At 67.1% G+C, this 19,747-nt stretch carries 16 protein-coding genes and 1 pseudogene; 10 read left to right on the top strand and 7 right to left on the bottom strand.

The features are described from left to right. Positions 1 to 15: 15 nt before the first annotated feature. Positions 16 to 1,890, bottom strand: a complete 1,875-nt coding sequence (locus AC3ITM_RS00230; RefSeq protein WP_489267458.1) for a sigma-54-dependent Fis family transcriptional regulator — start codon at positions 1,888 to 1,890, stop codon at positions 16 to 18. A 237-nt stretch (positions 1,891 to 2,127) separates the two neighbouring features. On the opposite strand from AC3ITM_RS00230, the gene adh reads away from it, so the two are divergent. The 4 genes from adh to AC3ITM_RS00210 all read left to right on the top strand — a co-directional run bounded on the left by adh (position 2,128) and on the right by AC3ITM_RS00210 (position 5,624). Then, positions 2,128 to 3,657 (top strand): aldehyde dehydrogenase, encoded by a 1,530-nt coding sequence (gene adh / locus AC3ITM_RS00225; RefSeq protein WP_489267456.1) that lies wholly within the window; start codon positions 2,128 to 2,130, stop codon positions 3,655 to 3,657. Positions 3,658 to 3,739: 82 nt separating this feature from the next. Further along, the gene (adhP, locus tag AC3ITM_RS00220; protein ID WP_489267454.1) at positions 3,740 to 4,768 is read left to right on the top strand and encodes an alcohol dehydrogenase AdhP; all 1,029 of its coding nucleotides are present in this window, start codon (positions 3,740 to 3,742) and stop codon (positions 4,766 to 4,768) included. Positions 4,769 to 4,915: 147 nt separating this feature from the next. Beyond that, a complete protein-coding gene (locus tag AC3ITM_RS00215; protein WP_228884803.1) occupies positions 4,916 to 5,293 on the top strand; it encodes a DUF779 domain-containing protein in 378 nt (125 codons plus the stop codon). A gap of 49 nt (positions 5,294 to 5,342) precedes the next feature. Beyond that, positions 5,343 to 5,624: a hypothetical protein gene (locus AC3ITM_RS00210; protein ID WP_489267452.1), complete on the top strand. Its 282-nt coding sequence runs from the start codon at positions 5,343 to 5,345 to the stop codon at positions 5,622 to 5,624. A 105-nt stretch (positions 5,625 to 5,729) separates the two neighbouring features. On the opposite strand, the gene ligD is transcribed toward AC3ITM_RS00210, so the two are convergent. The 3 genes from ligD to AC3ITM_RS00195 form a co-directional block, all read right to left on the bottom strand. Continuing rightward, entirely contained in the window at positions 5,730 to 8,198 is a 2,469-nt protein-coding gene (gene ligD / locus AC3ITM_RS00205) for a DNA ligase D (protein WP_489267450.1), read from the bottom strand. Between the two features lie 6 nt (positions 8,199 to 8,204). After that, positions 8,205 to 9,119 (bottom strand): non-homologous end joining protein Ku, encoded by a 915-nt coding sequence (gene ku / locus AC3ITM_RS00200; protein ID WP_489267448.1) that lies wholly within the window; start codon positions 9,117 to 9,119, stop codon positions 8,205 to 8,207. 91 nt (positions 9,120 to 9,210) lie between these two features. Beyond that, a complete protein-coding gene (locus tag AC3ITM_RS00195) occupies positions 9,211 to 9,606 on the bottom strand; it encodes a hypothetical protein (RefSeq protein ID WP_228884807.1) in 396 nt (131 codons plus the stop codon). A 144-nt stretch (positions 9,607 to 9,750) separates the two neighbouring features. Here AC3ITM_RS00195 and AC3ITM_RS00190 point away from each other — a divergent pair, with 144 nt between their 5' ends. Next, a complete protein-coding gene (locus AC3ITM_RS00190; protein WP_489267446.1) occupies positions 9,751 to 10,077 on the top strand; it encodes a hypothetical protein in 327 nt (108 codons plus the stop codon). Between the two features lie 24 nt (positions 10,078 to 10,101). Here AC3ITM_RS00190 and AC3ITM_RS00185 read toward each other — a convergent pair whose 3' ends face one another. Further along, positions 10,102 to 12,213, bottom strand: a complete 2,112-nt coding sequence (locus AC3ITM_RS00185) for a TonB-dependent receptor family protein (RefSeq protein ID WP_489267444.1) — start codon at positions 12,211 to 12,213, stop codon at positions 10,102 to 10,104. A gap of 173 nt (positions 12,214 to 12,386) precedes the next feature. Between AC3ITM_RS00185 and AC3ITM_RS00180 the strand changes: the two genes are divergently transcribed. The 3 genes from AC3ITM_RS00180 to AC3ITM_RS00170 all read left to right on the top strand — a co-directional run bounded on the left by AC3ITM_RS00180 (position 12,387) and on the right by AC3ITM_RS00170 (position 15,537). Beyond that, entirely contained in the window at positions 12,387 to 13,589 is a 1,203-nt protein-coding gene (locus AC3ITM_RS00180; RefSeq protein WP_489267442.1) for an amino acid aminotransferase, read from the top strand. Between the two features lie 95 nt (positions 13,590 to 13,684). After that, complete coding sequence (locus AC3ITM_RS00175) at positions 13,685 to 14,701, top strand: class 1 fructose-bisphosphatase (protein ID WP_489267440.1); 1,017 nt, start codon at positions 13,685 to 13,687, stop codon at positions 14,699 to 14,701. A 125-nt stretch (positions 14,702 to 14,826) separates the two neighbouring features. After that, a complete protein-coding gene (locus tag AC3ITM_RS00170) occupies positions 14,827 to 15,537 on the top strand; it encodes a 2OG-Fe(II) oxygenase (RefSeq protein ID WP_489267438.1) in 711 nt (236 codons plus the stop codon). An 82-nt stretch (positions 15,538 to 15,619) separates the two neighbouring features. Here AC3ITM_RS00170 and AC3ITM_RS00165 read toward each other — a convergent pair whose 3' ends face one another. Together AC3ITM_RS00165 and AC3ITM_RS00160 are read right to left on the bottom strand one after the other, a co-directional pair. After that, positions 15,620 to 15,976: a hypothetical protein gene (locus AC3ITM_RS00165; RefSeq protein ID WP_489267436.1), complete on the bottom strand. Its 357-nt coding sequence runs from the start codon at positions 15,974 to 15,976 to the stop codon at positions 15,620 to 15,622. A gap of 72 nt (positions 15,977 to 16,048) precedes the next feature. Continuing rightward, a pseudogene (locus AC3ITM_RS00160) lies at positions 16,049 to 16,903 on the bottom strand (PA0069 family radical SAM protein); the annotation flags it as partial. A 683-nt stretch (positions 16,904 to 17,586) separates the two neighbouring features. On the opposite strand from AC3ITM_RS00160, the gene AC3ITM_RS00155 reads away from it, so the two are divergent. Next, complete coding sequence (locus AC3ITM_RS00155; RefSeq protein ID WP_489267434.1) at positions 17,587 to 18,780, top strand: acetyltransferase domain-containing protein; 1,194 nt, start codon at positions 17,587 to 17,589, stop codon at positions 18,778 to 18,780. Between the two features lie 169 nt (positions 18,781 to 18,949). Beyond that, positions 18,950 to 19,744, top strand: a complete 795-nt coding sequence (locus AC3ITM_RS00150) for an SDR family NAD(P)-dependent oxidoreductase (protein WP_489267432.1) — start codon at positions 18,950 to 18,952, stop codon at positions 19,742 to 19,744. Positions 19,745 to 19,747: the final 3 nt, after the last annotated feature.

Here is a 19,747-nt window from a genome sequence, read left to right as displayed (position 1 = left end):
GCACGGCCTGCCGCGTCAGTGGCGGCGGGCCGTGGCGCCGACGCGGCGATACAGCGTGCTGCGGCTGATGCCCAGCGCGCGCGCCGCCTGGGCGACGTTGCCTTTGCTGGCGCGCAGCGCAGCGCGCATCGCCGCTTCCTCCATCGCTTCCAGGCCTTCTGCGATGGACGGCATGGCGGCTGCGGGCGGGGCCTGCAGATAGGCCGGCAGCATGCCGCGCTGGATCACCTCGCCAGGCTCGCTGAGCGCCACCAGCGTGCGCAGGCACGAGCACAGCTGCCGCACATTCCCCGGCCACCCGTACGCGGCCAATGCTGCCAGCGCAGCGGCATCGAGTTGTCGGCCCTGGCCAAGCCGGTCCCACAGCCCCCGCACCAGCGCCGCACGGTCGGCATGCTCGCGCAATGCCGGCAGGCGCACGCCATGGTCGGCGATGCGGTAGTAAAGGTCGCTGCGGAACTGGCCGGCCGCCATGGCCTGGTCGAGATCGCGGTGGGTGGCGCAGATCAGGGCGAAATCCAGCTGTACCGGCTTGCCGCCGCCCAGTGGTGACAGTGTGCGCTCCTGCAGCACGCGCAGCAGGCGCGGCTGCAGCGCCAACGGCATGTCGCCGATCTCATCCAGGAACAGCACGCCGCCCTGGGCCTGACGCAACAGGCCGGTGTTGCCGCTCTTGCGCGCACCGGTGAAGGCGCCTTCCTCGTAGCCGAACAACTCCGCTTCGATCAGGCCTTCGGGCAGGGCGGCGCAGTTGACCGCGACGAAGGGCTTGTCGGCGCGCGCGCTACGCCGATGCAGTTCGCGCGCGAAGACCTCCTTGCCGGTGCCCGTCTCGCCCTGCAGCAGCACCGGCAACTGCGCGTCCAGCACGCGGCAGGCACGCTCCAGCACCTGCTGCTGCGCCGCGTCGAACAGCGGCGTGGCATCGGCCCGCATGGTGGCGGGGCCTCGCACCGGTGCCACTGCCGGGGACCGCGCCGCCGAGCGTCCCGTGCCACCACTGGCCGCCCCCAGCTGCCCGTATAGCGCGCGCCCCTGGCGGTCGATCAGTGCGCCATCGTCGTGCAACCGCGACAGCGGGCCATCGAACAGCGCCTCGTAGGGCGCCCGACCGATGTCGCCATGGTCCAGCCCGAACAACGCCAGCCCGGCCCGGTTGGCCGCGACCAGGCGGCCATTGCGGAAGCCCAGCACGCCCTCGCGCGCGGTACCGAGCAGGCCGGCGTCATGGTGCAGGCGGACCACCTCGCAATCGCCCAGCCCGGCCTCGAAGTAGCGGTGTTCGATATGCGCCACCGCCTGCCTGGCCAGCACGCGCGCATGCAGGTGCTGCTGGCGCGCATCACCGGAGATGTCGAGCACGCCGACACGCTGGCCATACGGATCGAAGATCGGTGTTGCCGAGCAGGTCAGGATTCCGTGCGGGGCGAAGTAGTGCTCGCCGCCGCGCACCTCCACCGAGCGGCCTTCGACGATCGCGGTGCCGATCGCATTGGTGCCCACCGTGGTTTCGTCCCAGCGCACGCCCGGCATCAGCGCCACGCGGCCGGCCTTGTCGAGGAAGCCCGGGTTGCCTTCGGCATCGAGGATCCAGCCGGCCTCGTCGGTGAGCAGGACGATGCTGCCGGTGGCGGCGATGTCGGCCGCCAGGCCGTCCAGCTCCGGCCGGGCCAGCCGCCACAGCGTTTCCTGGCGCTGGCGCAGTTCGCGCAGGCGCGCGTCCGGCAGCGGCTCGACCTCCGGCTGCGCGTCCACCGACAGCCCGCCGCGCCGGCAGCGCTGCCACGACTGCAGGATGGTGTCGGGAACGATGCCGACCGGCGCGGCACCCCGCTCGAAGAACGAGCGGCGCGCGTTGCCGACACGGTGCTGGAGCGGAAGCTGGGACACCTGGATTCTCCAGTGTCGCAATCTGCGACAGTTGTAGCGGGGCCTGTTCCGATAAACACCACACCCGGGGCCACCACGCAATGACCGGCCGTTGTGCGCCGCATCAGTTTGCGCGAGCGCACCCAATCCCCGTACCGGGCCACGCCATGCGGCACTGCACCACAGCAAACTTGGCACCGTCCTTGCGGCAGGGAACAGACCCCTACGGGGCTCGTCCCGCCATCCGGAGCTGCACACATGAATGCCGTCACGTCCGCCAAGCCGCATGCCACCGATCCACAGTCCATCTTCAAGCCGCGCTACGGCAATTACATCGGCGGGGAGTGGGTGGCCCCGCGCAGCGGGCAGTATTTCGAGAACACCACACCGGTGACCGGCAAGGTATTCACCGAAGTGGCCCGCTCCAATGCCGAGGACATCGAGGCCGCCCTCGACGCCGCCCACGCCACCAGGGCCGCCTGGGGCCAGACTTCCACCACCGAGCGCGCCAACATCCTCAACCGGATCGCCGACCGCATCGAGGAGAACCTGGAACTGCTCGCCCATGCCGAGACCTGGGACAACGGCAAACCGATCCGCGAAACGCTCAACGCCGATGTACCGCTGATGGCCGACCACTTCCGCTATTTCGCCGGCGCGGTACGCGCGCAGGAAGGCAGCCTGTCGGAGATCGACAAGGACACCATCGCCTACCACTTCCATGAACCGCTCGGCGTGGTCGGGCAGATCATCCCGTGGAACTTCCCGATGCTGATGGCGGCCTGGAAACTGGCGCCCGCGCTGGCCGCCGGCAACTGCGTGGTACTCAAGCCGGCCGAACAGACCCCGGCCTCGATCCTGGTGCTGATGGAAGTCATCGGCGACCTGCTGCCCAAGGGCGTGCTCAACGTGGTCAACGGCTTCGGCGTGGAGGCCGGCAAGCCGCTGGCGTCCAACCCGCGCATCGCCAAGATCGCCTTCACCGGCGAGACCACCACCGGCCGGCTGATCATGCAGTACGCCAGCCAGAACCTGATCCCGGTGACGCTGGAACTGGGCGGCAAGTCGCCCAACATCTTCTTCGCCGATGTGATGGCCGAGGACGATGATTTCCTCGACAAGGCGGTGGAGGGCTTTGTGCTGTTCGCCTTCAACCAGGGCGAGGTGTGCACCTGCCCGTCGCGCGCGCTGATCCAGGAATCGATCTACGAAGAATTCATGGCGCGCGCGCTCAAGCGCGTGGCCGCGATCAAGCAGGGCAACCCGCTGGATCCGGACACCATGATCGGCGCGCAGGCCTCTTCCGAGCAGCTGGAGAAGATCCTGTCCTACTTCGACATCGGCAGGCAGGAAGGCGCGCAGGTGCTGATCGGCGGCGAACAGGCCACGCTGGAGGGCGACCTGGCCGGCGGCTTCTACGTCAAGCCCACCGTGTTCAAGGGCCACAACAGGATGCGCGTGTTCCAGGAGGAAATCTTCGGGCCGGTGGTCTCGGTGACCACGTTCAAGACCGAGGAAGAAGCACTGGAGCTCGCCAACGACACGCTGTACGGCCTGGGTGCCGGCGTGTGGAGCCGCGACGCTTCGCGCCTGTACCGCATGGGCCGCGGCATCCAGGCCGGGCGGGTGTGGACCAATTGCTACCACGCCTATCCGGCGCATGCCGCCTTCGGGGGTTACAAGCAGTCGGGCATCGGCCGCGAGAACCACAAGATGATGCTCGACCACTACCAGCAGACCAAGAACCTGCTGGTCAGCTACTCGCCGAAGAAGCTGGGCTTTTTCTGAACGCCGGGTTTGATCCCGATCATGGCGCCGTCATGGGGCTGGCGCCACTGTGTGGTCATTGGTATTCCACGGAGATACACGCATGAACAAGACCATGAAGGCCGCGGTCGTCCGCGAGTTCGGCAAGCCGTTGCGCATCGAGGAGGTGGCGGTGCCGCGCCCCGGGCCGGGCGACATCCTGGTGAAGATCGAAGCCTGTGGCGTCTGCCACACCGACCTGCATGCGGTGGGCGGTGACTGGCCGGTCAAGCCGAATCCGCCGTTCATCCCCGGCCACGAAGGCGTCGGCCACGTGGTGGCGGTGGGCGCGGGCGTCAGCCATATCCGCGAAGGCGACCGCGTCGGCATTCCGTGGCTGTATTCGGCGTGCGGCCACTGCGAACACTGCCTGGGCGGCTGGGAAACGCTGTGCGAAACCCAGCAGAACACCGGTTACTCGGTGAACGGCGGCTTTGCCGAGTACGCGCTGGCCAATGCCGACTATGTGGGCCTGCTGCCCAAGGGCGTGGGGTTCATCGAAATCGCGCCGATCCTGTGCGCCGGCGTCACCGTCTACAAAGGCCTGAAGGTCACCGATACCAAGCCCGGCCAATGGGTGGTGATTTCCGGCATCGGTGGGCTGGGCCACATGGCGGTGCAGTACGCCAAGGCGATGGGGTTGAACGTGGCGGCGGTGGATATCGACGATGGCAAGCTCGCCCTGGCCGAACGGCTCGGCGCGACGATCACCGTCAACGCGCGCAACACCGATCCGGCCGCGTTCCTGAAGAAGGAGATCGGCGGTGCGCATGGCGCGCTGGTCACCGCGGTCTCGCCGAAGGCCTTCGAACAGGCGCTGGGCATGGTCCGCCGCGGCGGTACGGTCTCGCTCAACGGCCTGCCGCCGGGCAACTTCCCGCTGGACATCTTCGGCATGGTGCTCAACGGCATCACCGTGCGCGGTTCGATCGTCGGCACCCGGCTGGACCTGCAGGAATCGCTGGAGTTCGCCGAACAGGGCAAGGTGGCCGCCACGGTCACCCGCGATTCGCTGGAGAACATCAACGAGATCTTCGCGCGCATGCAGGCCGGCAAGATCGAAGGCCGCGTGGTGCTGGATCTCAACGCGTAAACACCGCACGTTGCCGTCCTGCGCCGCTTCTCCTCTCCCGGTGGCCGCAGGACGGCAACGCCGGTTGTTGTCTGTCCACGTGCCCCCTTGCCAAGGGGGCTACCTGGAACCCTCATCCTGTTGGCCTGCCTCCCCGGACTCACCGCCATGACCGACATCCCGCTCCAGGTAATGGCCACCCTGCCGGCGCTGCAGCTGATCGAGAAGCTGCAGGCCCGCCATGGCGACCTGCTGTTCCACCAGTCCGGCGGCTGCTGCGACGGTTCCTCGCCAATGTGTTTCGCGCAGGGCGACTTCATCATTGGCGACCGCGACGTTCGGCTGGGCGAGATCGGCGGCGCGCCGTTCTACATCAGTCCTTCGCAGTTCCAGTACTGGAAGCACACCCAGCTGATCATCGACCTGGTACCGGGGCGCGGCGGCATGTTCTCGCTGGAGAACGGCGAGGGCGTGCGCTTCCTGGTGCGCTCGCGGCTGTTCAGCGAGGCCGAGTTCGCCCAGCTCAAGGACGCCGGCAAGGTCTGAACCGCCGCAAGCGTCCATAATGGGCACCGTCCCGTTGCCCAGGATCGCCATGTCCGCGTTGTCGCTTGCCAAGACCGTCGTGTTGTCCGTGCTGTGCGTGGTGGTGGCGTTGTTCGTGCTCGGCATGGTCAGCGGCGCCGCCGGCTGGATCGCGCCGTGGCTCGGGCTGGGCGGCGACGGCCAGGCACGGCTGGCCTGGGACCTGGGCTGGACCATCGCCGGCGGAGTGGCTGCCACCGCCTTTGCCGCCCGCTATGCGCCGGCCTGGCCGTACCTGCACGGCGGCGTGGTGTGGGCGGTGATCGCGGCCGCCTCGGTCTACGCGGCCTGAGACCTGGGCAGCGACTTCCCGTTCTGGTTCGTGGTGGTGCTGCTGGTATCGCTGCCGTTCCAGGCGGCGGGCATCTGGTTGGGATCGCGGTACCGGGCGAGGTGATCAGCTGCCGGGCAGCACCTGCTGCACCTGGTCGATGCCCTCCCACGGATCCTGCTTCAACCGCTGCGCACGCTGCAGTGCCTTGGCCAGCGGGAACGCGGCGGCGGCGCGTATCCGCGCCAGCTCTTCCCAGCGCAACGGTACCGCCACGCCGGCACCGGGCCGCGCACGCAGCGACCACGAGCAGACACTGGTGGCGCCACGCGCGTTGCGCAGCCAGTCGATGAAGATCACCCCGTTGCGCTTGGCCTTGCTCATCGTGGCCACGTAACGCTGCGGCGCCTGTTCGGCCATCGCCTGGGCGAAGGCCTCGCAGAAGTCCTTGGCCTGCGCCCAGTCGGCCTTGGGCTGCAACGGCACCACCACGTGGATGCCTTTGCCGCCGGACAGCCGCACGAAGCTGCGCAGCCCGGTTTCCAGCAGCCGGTCGCGGACATCGCGCGCGGCCGTCTTGACCTGCGCCCAGCTGACGCCCGGCCCAGGATCCAGGTCGAACACCAGCCGGTCCGGGTGCTCGGGGTCGGCCACGGTTGCTCCCCAGGGATGCAGCTCCAGGGTGTTCATCTGCACCAGCTGCAGCAGGCCTTCGGCGTCATCGATATACAGGTAGTCCTCGCGCCCGCTCTTCTGCTCCAGCGGTATCGCCTTCACCGCATCGCCCAGGCCGTTGCCGTGGTGCTTCTGGAAGAAGCAGGGTTTGTCCACGCCGTCGGGGCAGCGCAGCAGCGACAACGGCCGGCGCGCCACCTCGGGCAGGATCCAGCGCGCCATCTGCCGGTAGTAGTCTGCGACCTCGCCCTTGGTGATCTTCGCCTTGGCGAACACCACGCGTTCGGGATGGGTGATGGTCACGGCGTTCGCTTCGGGCGCAGCCGCTGGCTTCTTCCGGCCGCTCGCGCTGGCCGGCGCGACCGCAGCGGCTGCGCCCAGGTCCCCCGGCTGTTTGTCCTCGCGCAGGCGCTTGAAGCTGGCCTGGCGCAGCAGGCCTTCCTTCGCCCAGCCACGGAAGGCGACCTCGGCCACCAGCACCGGCTTCACCCAGTGCACGCTGCGCGCGTTGAACGGCACGTGCGACGGCAGCGCAACGACGGCATCCTTCACCATCAACGGGGCGAGCTGCCTGCTCAGCGCGCCCAACGCGGCGTCATCGAATCCGGTGCCGACGCGGCCGACATAGCGCAGCCCGCCCTTGTCCGGCGTGGCCATCAGCAGCGAGCCGAAGCCGCTGCGCGATCCCTTGGGATCGGTGTGGCCGACGATCAGGAACTCATCGGTGTTCTCGTGCTTGACCTTGATCCAGTCGCGGGAGCGCGCGTTGGCGTAGGCGGCGTCCACGCGTTTGCTGATGATGCCTTCGAAGCCGGCCTCACCGCTGGCGGCAAATACCGCCGGGCCGTGGTCGCGTACGTGGTCGCTGTAGGCCAGGGTGCCCACCGTGCTGCCGAGCAGATCCTTGAGTAACGCCTTGCGTTCCAGCAGCGGCGCATGGCTGATGTCCACCCCGGCGATGCCCGGCATGTCGAACACCACGTAGCGCAGCGGTTGTTTGGCGGTGCCGTCGATCACCTTCTGCAACGCGGTGAAATCGCTGTGGCCCTGCGCGTCCAGCACCACCAGCTCGCCGTCCAGGCGCAGGTCGCGCACCGGCAGCCGCTGGATGGCCTGGACCACTTCGGGGAAGTCGTCCGTCCGGTTCAAGCCACCGCGCGAGCGCAGACCGACCTGGCCGTCGGTGACGTCGGCCAGCAGGCGGTAGCCATCCCACTTGATCTCGTGCAGCCACCCGTCGCCGTCGGGCGCGGTGGCCCGGTGGTCGGTCAGTTGCGGCTTGAAGCCGGGGGGATAGGGCCGGTCCCGTGCGTCCTGCAACGCCAGTGCACGCTTGCGCCAGCGCGCGTCGGCCTTGCGCGCGGCCGGAGGAGTGCTGCGCTTGCCTGCCCTGGGCTTGGCGGGCGCTGCATCGAGCAGGTCATCGGCCTCGGCATCGCGCGCCTCTTCATCATCGCGCTTGATCAGCAGCCACTGGCGCTGTTTGCCCTTCATCGCGGTGCGCACCAGCTTCCAGCCTCCCGTGAGCCGTTCGCCATGCAGGACCAGGTCGAGCTTGCCGGCGGCGATCGCTTCCAGCGGATCGCCGTCGCAGGCCCAGGTACCATGGTCGTAGACATCGACGTGGCCGGCGCCATAGTGCCCCTCGGGAATGTCGCCGGCGAAGGTCGCATAGGACAGCGGATGGTCTTCCACCTCCACCGCCAGGCGCTTCTCGCCGGCGCGCAGCGACGGTCCCTTCGGTACGGCCCAGCTCTTGAGCACGCCATCGGCTTCCAGGCGGAAATCGTAGTGGCGTGAACTGGCATGGTGCAGCTGCACCACGAAGATCGGGCGGCGCGCCGGTGCGCCATGGCGCTCGGCGTCGGGTTCGGGGGTGCCGTCGAAACGGCGTTTGCGGCGGTATTCCTGCAGCGACATCGGCGCCTACCCGGCCTTGCGCGTGGCGGCGCGCTTGGTGGTTTTCTTGGCCGCCTTCTTGCCGACCTTCTTTGCCGCGACCGGCTTGGCCTTGCGGTCGGTGCTTTTCCTGGCCGGCGTTCGCTTCTTGGCGTCCAGGCTCTTCTGCAGCAGGGACATGAAATCGACCACGTTGGTGGCATCGTGCTCGCGTGGCGCCGGTTCCTCCTCCACCCTGGTGGTGCCGCCCTTGGCCTTGATCCGCTTCTTCAGCAGCGCCTGCAGGCGTTCGCGGAACTCGTCGTGATAATCCTCCGGCGTCCACGTGCCGGACATCGAGTCGATCAGCTGTTCGGCCATCGCCGTTTCCTTGCTGCTGATGCGGTATTGCGCCAGCGTACCGGTGGGAAGCTTGTAGTCTTCCGGGTCCACCAGTTCCTGCGGGTAACGCAGGATCATCAGCACCAGGGCATCGCCGTGGGGCATCACCGCGCACAGGTATTCGCGGGTACGCACCACCACCCGCGCGATGCCGACCTTGCCGGTCTTGCGCAGCGTCTCGCGCAGCAGGACGTAGCCCTTCTCGGCCTTCTTGGCCGGCACCAGCAGATAGGGTTTTTCGTAGTAGCGCGGATCGATGCTGGCCGCGTCGACGAAGGTCTCCACCTCGACCGCTTCATGGCTTTCCGGCGCGGCCGAACGGATGTCGTCTTCTTCCAGCACGACATAGCTGCCCTTGTCGTACTCGTAGGCCTTGACGATCTCTTTCCAGGGCACTTCCTCGCCGGTATCGGCGTTGACCCGTTCGAAGCGGATCGGCTTGCGGTCGCGCGAATCGAGCATGCGGAACTGCAGGTCCACCTTGCGCTCGCCGGACATCAGCGAGACCGGGACATTGAGCAGCCCGAATGACAGGGTACCGGTCCAGATCGGTCGGGCCATGGTCGGGCCGCTCCAACGCAGAAGGGAGGGCAGCTGTACCGCGGGCCACGTGAAACAGCCGTGTCCGCCCTGTGCAGGCGCCCTTTACACGCTACTGCAGCAGCCCATGCACGGCCGCAGCCGGCATGTGGTCCAGCGCCAGCCAGGCGTCCTCGACGACGCTGCGCGCCTGAGGCCAGCCCAACCGCGACTGCCCGCGCATCTGCTCCCAGTGTTCGGCCAATTCGCCATCGGTGTCATCGTTGCCACGCGGCCAGTCCGCGTAGTGGGTGGTCAGCGCGAACGCATAGGCCGGGTACAGATCGCGCCAGCTATGCCGGCTGTGGCTGCGGCGTTGCTCATAGTCGCTGCGCATGTACTGCAGGTAATCCTGTGCCACTGCCTGCGGTTCGGCGGCGCGATCGCGCCGGGCGCTGCGGCCGCTGCGTTCGGGCTGCAGGTAGGCGTTGAACAGCGCCGGTACGGCGCGGCGGTCCAGGCGGGGCATGGCATGACTCCGGCAGCAGCAGGGGCAGGCAGGAATAGCCCCGCCGCCGTTAGCCAGCCGTGACAGATCCGTTCAGTTCAAGGGATTCGCAGCAACTTCACCATCGCCGCGCTGTAGTGGTGCTCCCGCTCCGGAGAGACTCCCATGACCCGAGACCCCCTGCGCGAAGCCACCCCCCCGGTGCCCGGCGAACAGCGCGCCAAACACGACCTGCAGGACGCCGAGGACCGCGGTGCCGGCATGTCCACGCCGGACGATCCGGACCACCTGCCGGTGGTGGCCGGACCGTCGCATGGCTCCCGCGACCGCAAGGACCTCACCGGCACGCCGCTCCCGGGCGGCCGGGAAAGCGAGCACCAGCGTCGCCAGCGCAAGGAGCACGCCAGCGACAACCAGGACGAGGCGTTGGAAGAGACCTTCCCGGCCAGCGACCCGACCTCGCCGTTCGTGCCGGCCAGGGTGCCGCGCTAGCTCGGTAGACACCGCCACCGCGCCTTACGGCATCCACTGCCATTGCACGCCCACGCTGAGCCGGCGGTCCGGGCCGGGCTCGAAGTACCGCTGGTTGCCGTCGTTGACGATCACCGAGCCGATGTAGCGCTGGTCCAGCACGTTGTCCAGCCGCGCGAAGGCGCGCAGGGTGCCCTGCGTGGTGCGCCAGCGCCGCGCCGCCTCCAGGTTGAGCAGGGCATAGCCCGGGGCCGATTCGGTGGCCAGGTCGTTGACCACGGTATCGCTGCTGGCCACCAGTTCGGCCGCCCACTGCCACGGCCCCGGCCGGTACTGCAGGCGGGCGTTCCATTGCTGCTGCGGCACCCCGGGCAGGCGGGCGCCGGCACGCACCATGCCGCCGGGCAGCGGATAGGCATCGCGCACGGTCGCCTCGATCCGGGTATAGGCCAAGGCCAGGTCGGCCTGTGCGCCCAGCGGTTGCAGGTAGTTGGCTTCCAGGCCCTGGCGGCGGGTACGGCCGATAGTCCGGTAGGTGGCGCGGCCACCGCTGTTGCTGGCCACCGCCAGTTCGTCATCGGTGTCGGCGCGGAACAGCGCGGCCTCGATCCGAGCACCGCCGGCCTGCCATTTGCTGCCCACCTCCAGGCTGCGGCTGCGCGCGGCCGACAGGTCCAGCGCCAGCCCGGCCTGGCCGTCGGCGCGGTAGCCCAGTTCGTTGAAGGTGGGGGTCTCAAAGCCACGCCCGGCCGAGGCATACAGCCGCCAGGCCTCGCTGGCGCGGAATACCACCCCGGCCACCGGAGTGGTGGCTTCATAGCGGCGCGCACCGCTGTCATCGGGATTGCGCGCGGTGAGGTAGTGGTCGCTGGAGCGGAACCGCACCGTGCTGTGGCGCAGCCCGAGCAGCAGCGACCAGCGTGGCGCCCACTGCCACCAGGCCTGGGCGAACTGGTCCAGGTTCTCGACCCGGTCGCGCTGATCGCGCCGCAGCCGGCCGCGGACGCCCAGCGCATCGCCGACGAAGTTCTCGTAACCGCGGCGATCCTGCTGCTGTCGGTCGGCATTGGTGCCGATCGTCAGCTCCAGCGGTCGCCCGGCCCAGTCGCCTTGCCAGGCCCAGCGCGCGTCCACCCCGCCATAGCCGCCATCCAGATCGATCACCCCGCCGGCATGCAGCGGGTTGGCCTGCGGCGCCGGCGGGATCGCCAGGTACTGCTCCACGCTGCGCTGGCCGGCGTAGCCCATCGCGCGCCAGGTCTGCGCGCCGTCGGTGCGGGTGAACACCAGCCCGGCCTGGGCCTGGCGCACCGATTTGCGGGTGTTGTACTGGGTGGCTACCGCCGTGGCCTGGCGCGGGTTGTCGCGCACCTGGGCACGGGTCAGGCCGAGCGGGTCCTGCGCGTCGGGCGCATCCAGGTAATTCAGCACCAGCTCCAGCTGGCCGCCGCCCAGATCGGTGCCCAGCCGCGCGTTGACCGATTCGCGGCGGGCGCGGCTGTGCGCACGCCAGCCGTCGGTGCGGAAATGGTTGGCGGCCAGGTTGTAGCGCAGCGGCCCCTGCTGGCCGCGCAGCTGCGCGCCGGCGGTGAGCGTGTTGTCAGCGCCGGTATCCAGCCGCAGCCGCCATGGGTCGCCCGCGGCGCCCGCGGCGCTCCATACCTGCACCACCCCGCCGGAGGAATTGCCGTACACCGCCGAGAACGGCCCGCGCAGCACTTCCACCCGCTGCGCGGCGAGCAGGCTGGCGTGCGACAGCTGGCCCTGGCCGTCGGGCATGGTCGCCGGCACCCCGTCGACCAGCACCCGCACCCCGCGCACGCCAAAGGTGGACCGCGCGCCAAAGCCGCGGATCGACAGCTGGGTGTCCTGAGCGTAATTCTGCCGGTCGCGCGCCACCACCCCGGCAATGCCCGACAGCGCCTCGGCGATCTGCGCCTGCCGGCCATTGCCTTCATCGTCCAGCCAGACCGTGGTGATGGAGGCGGGCAGATCCGCGTCGGCCAGCTGCCGTACCCGCGCGGCCTGTACCTGCACCGCCGGCAACCGCGCCACCGCCGCCGGTGCAGCGGCAGCGTCCTGGGCCTGTGCCAGGTTCGGCAGCAACACGGCCGAAAACAGCGCACTGCGGCGGGCCAAGCGGGTCAGGCAACGCATGCGGGCAGAAGTCCTTGGGCGGAAGTGGGCCGGACGCCATGGTACGGAGGCGAACGTGACGGCGGGCGCCACGCGCGCGGCGTGGCTTTGTTAGGATGGCTTGGTTTTGGCTGATTCTGCCGCAACCTGCGTCGCGCCATCCTCCCCCTTCCGTCATCCGAATGAGTACCGCCGTGTCCTTCTTTGCAAATGTGGAACTGGTCCCAGGCGACCCGATCCTGGGCCTGACCGAGGCGTACAACGCCGACAGCCGCTCGACCAAGGTCAACCTGGGCGTGGGCATCTACTACGACGAGAGCGGCCGCATTCCGCTGCTGGCCGCCGTCAAGCAGATCGAACAGCAGCTGGCCAACGAAGCCAAACCGCGCGGCTACCTGCCGATCGACGGCCTGCCGGCCTACACCCAGGCCACCCGCGAGCTGGTGTTCGGCAAGGATTCGCCGCTGCTGGCCGCCGGCCGCGTGGCCACCTCGCAGACCATCGGCGGCAGCGGTGCGCTGCGCGTGGGCGCGGACCTGCTGCACAGGCTGCTGCCGCACGCCACCATCGCCATCAGCAACCCGAGCTGGGAAAACCACCGCGCGGTGTTCGGCGCGGCCGGCTTTGAGGTGGTGGAATACAGCTACTTCGACCCGGCCACGCACGGCGTGGACTTCGCGGCGATGCTGGCCGACCTGGGCAAGCTGCAGCCGGGCACCGTGGTGCTGCTGCACGCCTGCTGCCACAACCCCACCGGCGCGGACCTGACCGTGGCGCAGTGGAAGCAGGTGGCCGAGCTGTTGAAGGACCGCCAGCTGTTCCCGTTCATCGACATGGCCTACCAGGGCTTCGACAAGGGCATCGACGAAGACGGCGCGGCGGTGCGCATCATCGCCGAGGCCGGCATCGACAGCTTCGTGGTCGCCAACTCGTACTCCAAGTCGTTCTCGCTGTACGGCGAGCGCGTCGGCGCGCTGTCGGTGGTGGCCCCCGATGCCAACGCCGCCAAGGCCGTGCAGTCGCAGGTCAAGCGCATCATCCGCACCATCTACTCCAGCCCGTCCAACCACGGCGCTGCGCTGGTGGCCGGCGTGCTCAACAGCACCGAGCTGCGCCAGGTGTGGGAAGCCGAGCTGGCCCAGATGCGCAAGCGCATCCACGCCCTGCGCCACGGCCTGGTGGAGAACCTGGTCGCCGCCGGCGCACCGCAGTTCGCCTTCATCAACGACCAGGCCGGCATGTTCTCGTACTCCGGCCTGAGCCGTGCGCAGGTGGACCGCCTGCGCGACGAGTACGGCATCTACGCGGTCGGCACCGGCCGCATCTGCGTGGCCGCGTTGAACCAGGGCAACCTGGAATACGTGGCCAAGGCCGTGGCGACCGTCGCCAAGGGCTGATCGTCGCAACCGCAACACCCGGGACGGCCGCACTTGTGCGGCCGTTCTGCTTTTTGGCGACAATACCGACCCCATTGCCCAGGCAGCCAGATCCCATGTCCCGTTCGTCGCTTACCCGGTACCTGATCGAAGAGCAGCACGCAGGCCGCATCAATGCCGATCTGCGCCAGCTGATCGCCGTCGTTGCCCGCGCCTGCACCAGCATCTCCATCGCCGTCAGCAAGGGCGCACTGGGTGGCGTGCTGGGCGAAGCCGGCACCGGCAACGTACAGGGCGAAGCGCAGAAGAAGCTGGATGTGATCAGCAACGAGATCCTGCTCGAAGCCAACGCCTGGGGCGGCCACCTGGCCGCCTGCGCCTCCGAAGAGATGGACCACTGCCAGCCGGTGCCGGACACCTACCCACGCGGCGACTTCCTGCTGCTGTTCGATCCCCTCGATGGCAGCTCCAACATCGACGTCAACGTCTCGGTCGGCACCATCTTCTCGGTGCTGCGCTGCCCGCCGGGCACCGAACAGCCCAACGATGCCAGCTTCCTGCAGCCGGGCACCGCCCAGGTCGCGGCCGGCTACTGCATCTACGGCCCCAGCACGCAGATGGTGCTCACCGTCGGCCACGGCACGCACGCCTTCACCCTGGACCGCGAGAAGGGCGAGTTCGTGCTGACCACCCCGGACATGCAGATCCCGGCCGACACCCAGGAGTTCGCCATCAACATGTCCAACCAGCGCCATTGGGAAACCCCGATGCAGGGCTACGTGCAGGACCTGCTGGCCGGCAAGGAAGGCGCGCGTGGCAAGAACTTCAACATGCGCTGGATCGCCAGCATGGTCGCCGACGTGCACCGCATCCTGACCCGCGGCGGCATCTTCATCTATCCGTGGGACAAGAAGGATCCGTCCAAGGCCGGCAAGCTGCGCCTGATGTACGAAGCCAACCCGATGGGCCTGCTGGTCGAACAGGCCGGCGGCGCGGCCACCACCGGCCGCGAACGCATCCTGGACATCCAGCCGGACCAGTTGCACCAGCGCGTGCCGGTTTTCCTCGGCTCGCGCAACGAAGTGGAGCAGGCCACCCGCTACCACCGCGAGCACGACGACGCGCAGGGCTGAACATCGGTCACGGGACCGGTGCGATGCCGGTCCCACTTCGGCGCAACAGGAATCCAACGTGGCAACGGCGTGACAGCGGCCACAACAGCGGTCACCATCGGGGCCAGATGCCCACGGATGCCCCCATGACAGCCGACCCGCCGCGCGACTTCATCGAAGTAATCCACAACGCCGTCCCCGCCGAAACCTGTGCCGCCATCCAGGCCAGGATGCGATCGAGCGCACAACTGCAACCGGGCGAAGTTGGCAGTGGTGTGTTCCCGGAACTCAAGCACAGCAAGGATCTCCGGATCAGCGGCCAGCCCGAGTGGCGCCAAGTGGAAACCCAGCTGCAGCAGGCCGTTTTCAGCGGCATTCTGAGTTATCTACGTCGTTATCCACAGGCACTGATCTCGCCGCTGATGTTGCAGGTGCAAGACAGCGACGGTAGGCCACGTCGATTGGCTGCAGAGGATTTCGCAGGCATGGACGATGCATCCCTGTCCGAACTGGCCCGTACCTGCCTGCGCCCCGGTGCCATCAATCTGCAATGGTATGCAGCGGGCGAGGGCGGCTACCCGTACTGGCACTGCGAGCTGTATCCGCGCGATCCGGCCGGCGAGACCCTGCACCGCCACCTGCTGTGGACGCTCTACCTCAACGATGATTTCGCCGAAGGCGAAACCGAGTTCCTGTTCCAGCAGCGCAAGATCGCCCCACGCACCGGCAGCCTGCTGATCGCCCCGACGGCATTCACCCACACCCACCGCGGCAACCGCCCGGTCGGCGGCGACAAGTTCATCGCCACCAGCTGGGTGTTGTTCCAGAACGCGCAGACGTTGTTTGGGAGCAACTGACGTGGACATTCCGCTGCGCCGGGCAGCGCACAGGTAGTGCCGGCCGCTGGCCGGCTCCCCGGCAAACTTCGACCGGGCGCGCTCAGCGCGACGCCGTAACCGCCACCACCAATGCGACGGCCACGGCGATCAGCACCGGCACCAGCACGGCCAGCGCAATGCGGCCGCCCTTGGCCAGCTTCTTTTCATGGCTGAGCAGTGCCGCCGCATCGAGATAGCTGTGGGTGTCGTCGCGGTCCCTGATGATCCCCTGCGCACGCAGCTGGTCGACCGTGGACTGCAACGATGGGTCCAGCGTAGCGCGCGCGATCGCCGTCTCGGGTGAGAGAGCGTGCTGGTCGTTGAACTGGGCCAGCGCCCTGCGCCGCTGCTCCTGCACCACCGCGATGATCGTCGCATTGACCGCCGTGGTGACGGCGGTGGTCGCACCTGCATTCATGCCCTTCTCCCCTGGTGCCCCTCATGGGCATGGCCGATTGTTGGCCGGCGCCGGGGGCCACGTCCAGTGGAATCAGAACAGGCTGCCCTGCGGCGAATCCACCCGCGCCGGCAGCGGCCGCAGGAACCGGGTGCAGTCCAGCTTGGGCCAGTGGCTGTTCTGCGCGTCGAACCCAAGCCGTTTGCGGGCCAGCTTGAAGCGGTTGGAGAGCAGGTCGGCGTAGACGCCCTCGCCGCGCATGCGGCTGCCGAATTCGCTGTTGTAGTCCTTGCCGCCGCGCAGCTGGTTGATGGTGCTCATCACGTGCGCGGCGCGGTCGGGGTGGTGGGTGTCCAGCCAGTCGCGGAACAGCGGGGCCACCTCCAGCGGCAGGCGCAGCAGCACGTAGCCGGCACTGGATGCGCCGGCATCGCGCGCCGCTTCGAGCACCGCTTCCAGTTCGGCGTCGTTGATCCACGGGATCACCGGCGCGACCATCACCCCGACCGGAATGCCGGCATCGCGCAGGCGATGCATCGCGCGCAGCCGGGCGTGCGGGGCCGAGGCGCGCGGTTCCAGGCGGGCCGACAGGTGCGGGTCCAGCGAGGTCACCGAGAAGTGCACGCTGACCAGGTTCTGTTCGGCCAGCGGCGCGAGCAGGTCGATGTCGCGCTCGACCAGCGCGTTCTTGGTGATCAGCGAAAACGGGTGGCGGGTTTCCAGCATCACTTCGATCAGCTGGCGGGTCAGCTTGAGCTTGCGCTCGATCGGCTGGTAGGCGTCGGTATTGATGCCCAGCGCGATCGGCTGCGGCACGTAGCCGGGGCGCGAGAACTCCTTGCGCAGCAGCTGCGGCGCGTTGGTCTTGGCGAACAGCTTGGTTTCGAAGTCCAGTCCCGGCGACAGGTTGAGGTAGGCGTGCGAAGGACGGGCGAAGCAGTACGAACAGCAGCACTATATGTGTTTGCGGAAATGTGTTCATTGCAGCACCGGCAAGCACGTCAGTACCTCTAGCCTAGCGGGCCGCGAGAGGAACATTGCCTCGTAGCTCGGGGCAGTGAGGGGCAGGTTGGCGTCAGCAGTGAGCTACAAACTGTGCTTAGTGCCAGAGCCATCGAGGTTAGACTGATGCTCGCGCGCAGCGAGGAGGGCCAAGGCCGCGACTATCGGCCAGCCGCAAGCGTATCCCGTCGGGACCTCAATGACGTCGTCGGGGCCCTGCGAGACAGAGAGGGCCGGCCGGCAACAAAATGATCAAACAAGGAATCTGAGACGCCGGCTTACAAGACCAGCGCGGTGCGACGTTGCTATTCGCCTCATGTCCGCTTCTGACCGACAGCGGGCGCCTGGTCGCACGCACCATCATGCTCAGAAACTCACCAATGGCCAGCTGTTAGGCAGCAGGCTGACGTCCTGAACCAAAGCAGTCCGCGGCGTCTCGTTCCCCGGTGTCACTAGGCGGCAAACGTGGGCGATTAGCTCTCCATCTACACAACGAGGGAACGTCAAGAGCGGTCAACGTTTGCGGCATTTAGGGCTACGTTATAACATCTCACCCCATGGCACGGTGCCGTCACCGTGCGCGTAGCGAAAGCTTTCGGCCTGCTGGTGTGGAGATCGTTGGAGAAGAAATGTCTGTCATGCCCAATTCAAGCCTAGAGGGTCTCCATTCTTCTGTGGGTGTTCGGCAGCGCACTTTCCGCCTACAGAGCATCGATACGCTGCGCGGCTTCGTCATGGTCGTCATGTTGCTCGATCACCTCCGCGAGACCTGGTTCCTACACGTACCGGTTGCAGATCCCATAGACGCCAACACAGCGATGCCACTGCTGTATCTGGCTCGCTTGGCCGCCAGCCTCTGCGCACCAATCTTCGTTGCGCTGACCGGCATTTCGGCCTACTTGTTCAGCACGAAGCACACGCTCGCCGAGACACGGATGTACCTAGTCAAACGCGGTCTGGTGCTGATGGCGCTAGAAGTCCTTTTTATCTCCGAGCTTTACTGGGGCGTCGCTAGCCCCACGTTCTGGCTCCAGGTGATCTGGTGTATCGGTGTCTGCATGATCGTCCTGGCCATGCTGATCGGCTTACCGCGGAAGCTTCTGCTATTGGCCGGGCTAACCGTGGTCTGCGGGCACAACTTGCTTGATGTCGTTCGTCTGGAACAGGGCCAGCCGTTATTCACCTTTTGGGCGCTGATGCACCAGCGCGATGTGATCGAGCTGCCTTTCGGCTTCGTTGGCAAGACGACGTATCCGGTTCTGCCGTGGATCGGAGTCATTGTCCTAGGGTACGTGATGGGTCCCTGGTTCCATCCGAGCGTTGATACCGCAACCAGAACGCGACGCCTGCTTGCACTTGGTGGCGTGATGCTGCTCGCCTTTTTCCTGCTGCGCTCTTGGAATGGCTACGGCGATACGCCTTGGTTTGTTGTCGAGGGCGACCTCATGCGCACGACGATGAGCTACCTGGCTCTGACCAAGTATCCGCCTTCACTCCTGTTCCTGTTGCTCACCCTAGGAGTGGGGGCCTTGCTACTGGCAGGGGCTGAGCGCCTGCGCGAAGGACGCCTGACAGCCACGCTGGCGGTCTTTGGCGCTGCGCCCATGTTCTTCTATCTGGTCCACTTGACCGTGCTACGGCTGCTCTATCACTCGGCCTTGGCGATATGGGGACCCACGCAGGGAAGTGTCTTCGGTGTGCAGAACTACGGTTGGGTGCTCGTTTGGTATGTGGCGCTGATCATCCCGCTCTACCTCCCCACGGCCTGGTTCTCCAGATTCAAGGCGGCGCGGCGCGATATCACCTGGTTGAAATACTTCTGAGCAGCAGCTTTCAGTGATTTCTGGACCCCAGTGGCGCCTGCTTTCCCGAGCACCCAAAGCGCCCCCCCTTTTAGCTGAACGACCTGAATGAAACGGGCCACGGCGCCTGTTGACTCCTCAAAGAACCGGGCGTAGCCTACCTACTAGTCGGATGTCTAATGGGCATGTAATGAACACGAACGAATTCTCAGGTCGCAAGCTCTTGGTTGTAGGTGGCACCAGCGGAATCGGGCTGGAGGTTGCACAGATGGTCGCCCAGCAGGGCGGTGCGGTGGTGGTCGTGGGCAATCGCCCCGAAAAGGCGGAGGCTGCACGGCAGCAGCTTGCAGCTGTAGCCGGTGAGGACAAAGCGTCGGCGCTCGCCGCAGATCTGTCGAACCCGGAAAGCGTGCAGACGTTGCTTGCAAAGCTGGCCGCGGAACACAGTGACATTGACCTACTCCTCAACACGGCAGGCATCTTCTATCCAAAGGCGTTCTTGGAGCACTCAATTGAGGACTACAACAACTTCCTCGATCTGAACCGCTCGCTGTTCTTTATCACCCAGCAGATTGCAGCCTCGCTGGTCGCGCAGAAGAAGCCGGGCTCCATCGTAAACGTCACTGCTGTGGCGGCACGCCAAGCGATCGAGACGGTAACAGCCCCTGCTTACTCGATGGCCAAGATGGGGTTGGATGCAATGACCAGGCACGTTGCTGCAGAGCTGGCGGAGCACGGCATCCGCGTGAACGCAGTCAGCCCCGGCATGGTGGAAACCAAGATCTTTGAGCGCTTCATCCCCGGCGAGCAACTCACTGGGGCTTTGGATGCATTCAAGAGCTTCCACCCACTGGGTCGCAATGGCACACCGCGCGACGTTGCGGAGACCGTCATCTTCCTGCTTTCTGACAAGGCTTCCTGGGTTACCGGCGCGGTCTGGGACGTAGACGGCGGCGTCATGGCTGCTCGCAAGCTCGGCAATTAAATC

Source organism: Stenotrophomonas sp. KH_029 (assembly GCF_057839765.1).
This window is presented reverse-complemented; position numbering and strand designations above follow the sequence as displayed.

Coding starts and splice junctions, on each gene's coding strand:
- AC3ITM_RS00190 (WP_489267446.1), top strand. CDS start 9,751: ATGACCCGAGACCCCCTGCGCGAAGCCACCCCCCCGGTGCCCGGCGAA.
- adh (WP_489267456.1), top strand. CDS start 2,128: ATGAATGCCGTCACGTCCGCCAAGCCGCATGCCACCGATCCACAGTCC.
- AC3ITM_RS00150 (WP_489267432.1), top strand. CDS start 18,950: ATGAACACGAACGAATTCTCAGGTCGCAAGCTCTTGGTTGTAGGTGGC.
- AC3ITM_RS00215 (WP_228884803.1), top strand. CDS start 4,916: ATGACCGACATCCCGCTCCAGGTAATGGCCACCCTGCCGGCGCTGCAG.
- adhP (WP_489267454.1), top strand. CDS start 3,740: ATGAACAAGACCATGAAGGCCGCGGTCGTCCGCGAGTTCGGCAAGCCG.
- AC3ITM_RS00210 (WP_489267452.1), top strand. CDS start 5,343: ATGTCCGCGTTGTCGCTTGCCAAGACCGTCGTGTTGTCCGTGCTGTGC.
- ku (WP_489267448.1), bottom strand. CDS start 9,119: ATGGCCCGACCGATCTGGACCGGTACCCTGTCATTCGGGCTGCTCAAT.
- AC3ITM_RS00165 (WP_489267436.1), bottom strand. CDS start 15,976: ATGAATGCAGGTGCGACCACCGCCGTCACCACGGCGGTCAATGCGACG.
- AC3ITM_RS00175 (WP_489267440.1), top strand. CDS start 13,685: ATGTCCCGTTCGTCGCTTACCCGGTACCTGATCGAAGAGCAGCACGCA.
- AC3ITM_RS00155 (WP_489267434.1), top strand. CDS start 17,587: ATGTCTGTCATGCCCAATTCAAGCCTAGAGGGTCTCCATTCTTCTGTG.
- AC3ITM_RS00185 (WP_489267444.1), bottom strand. CDS start 12,213: ATGCGTTGCCTGACCCGCTTGGCCCGCCGCAGTGCGCTGTTTTCGGCC.
- AC3ITM_RS00170 (WP_489267438.1), top strand. CDS start 14,827: ATGACAGCCGACCCGCCGCGCGACTTCATCGAAGTAATCCACAACGCC.
- AC3ITM_RS00195 (WP_228884807.1), bottom strand. CDS start 9,606: ATGCCCCGCCTGGACCGCCGCGCCGTACCGGCGCTGTTCAACGCCTAC.
- ligD (WP_489267450.1), bottom strand. CDS start 8,198: ATGTCGCTGCAGGAATACCGCCGCAAACGCCGTTTCGACGGCACCCCC.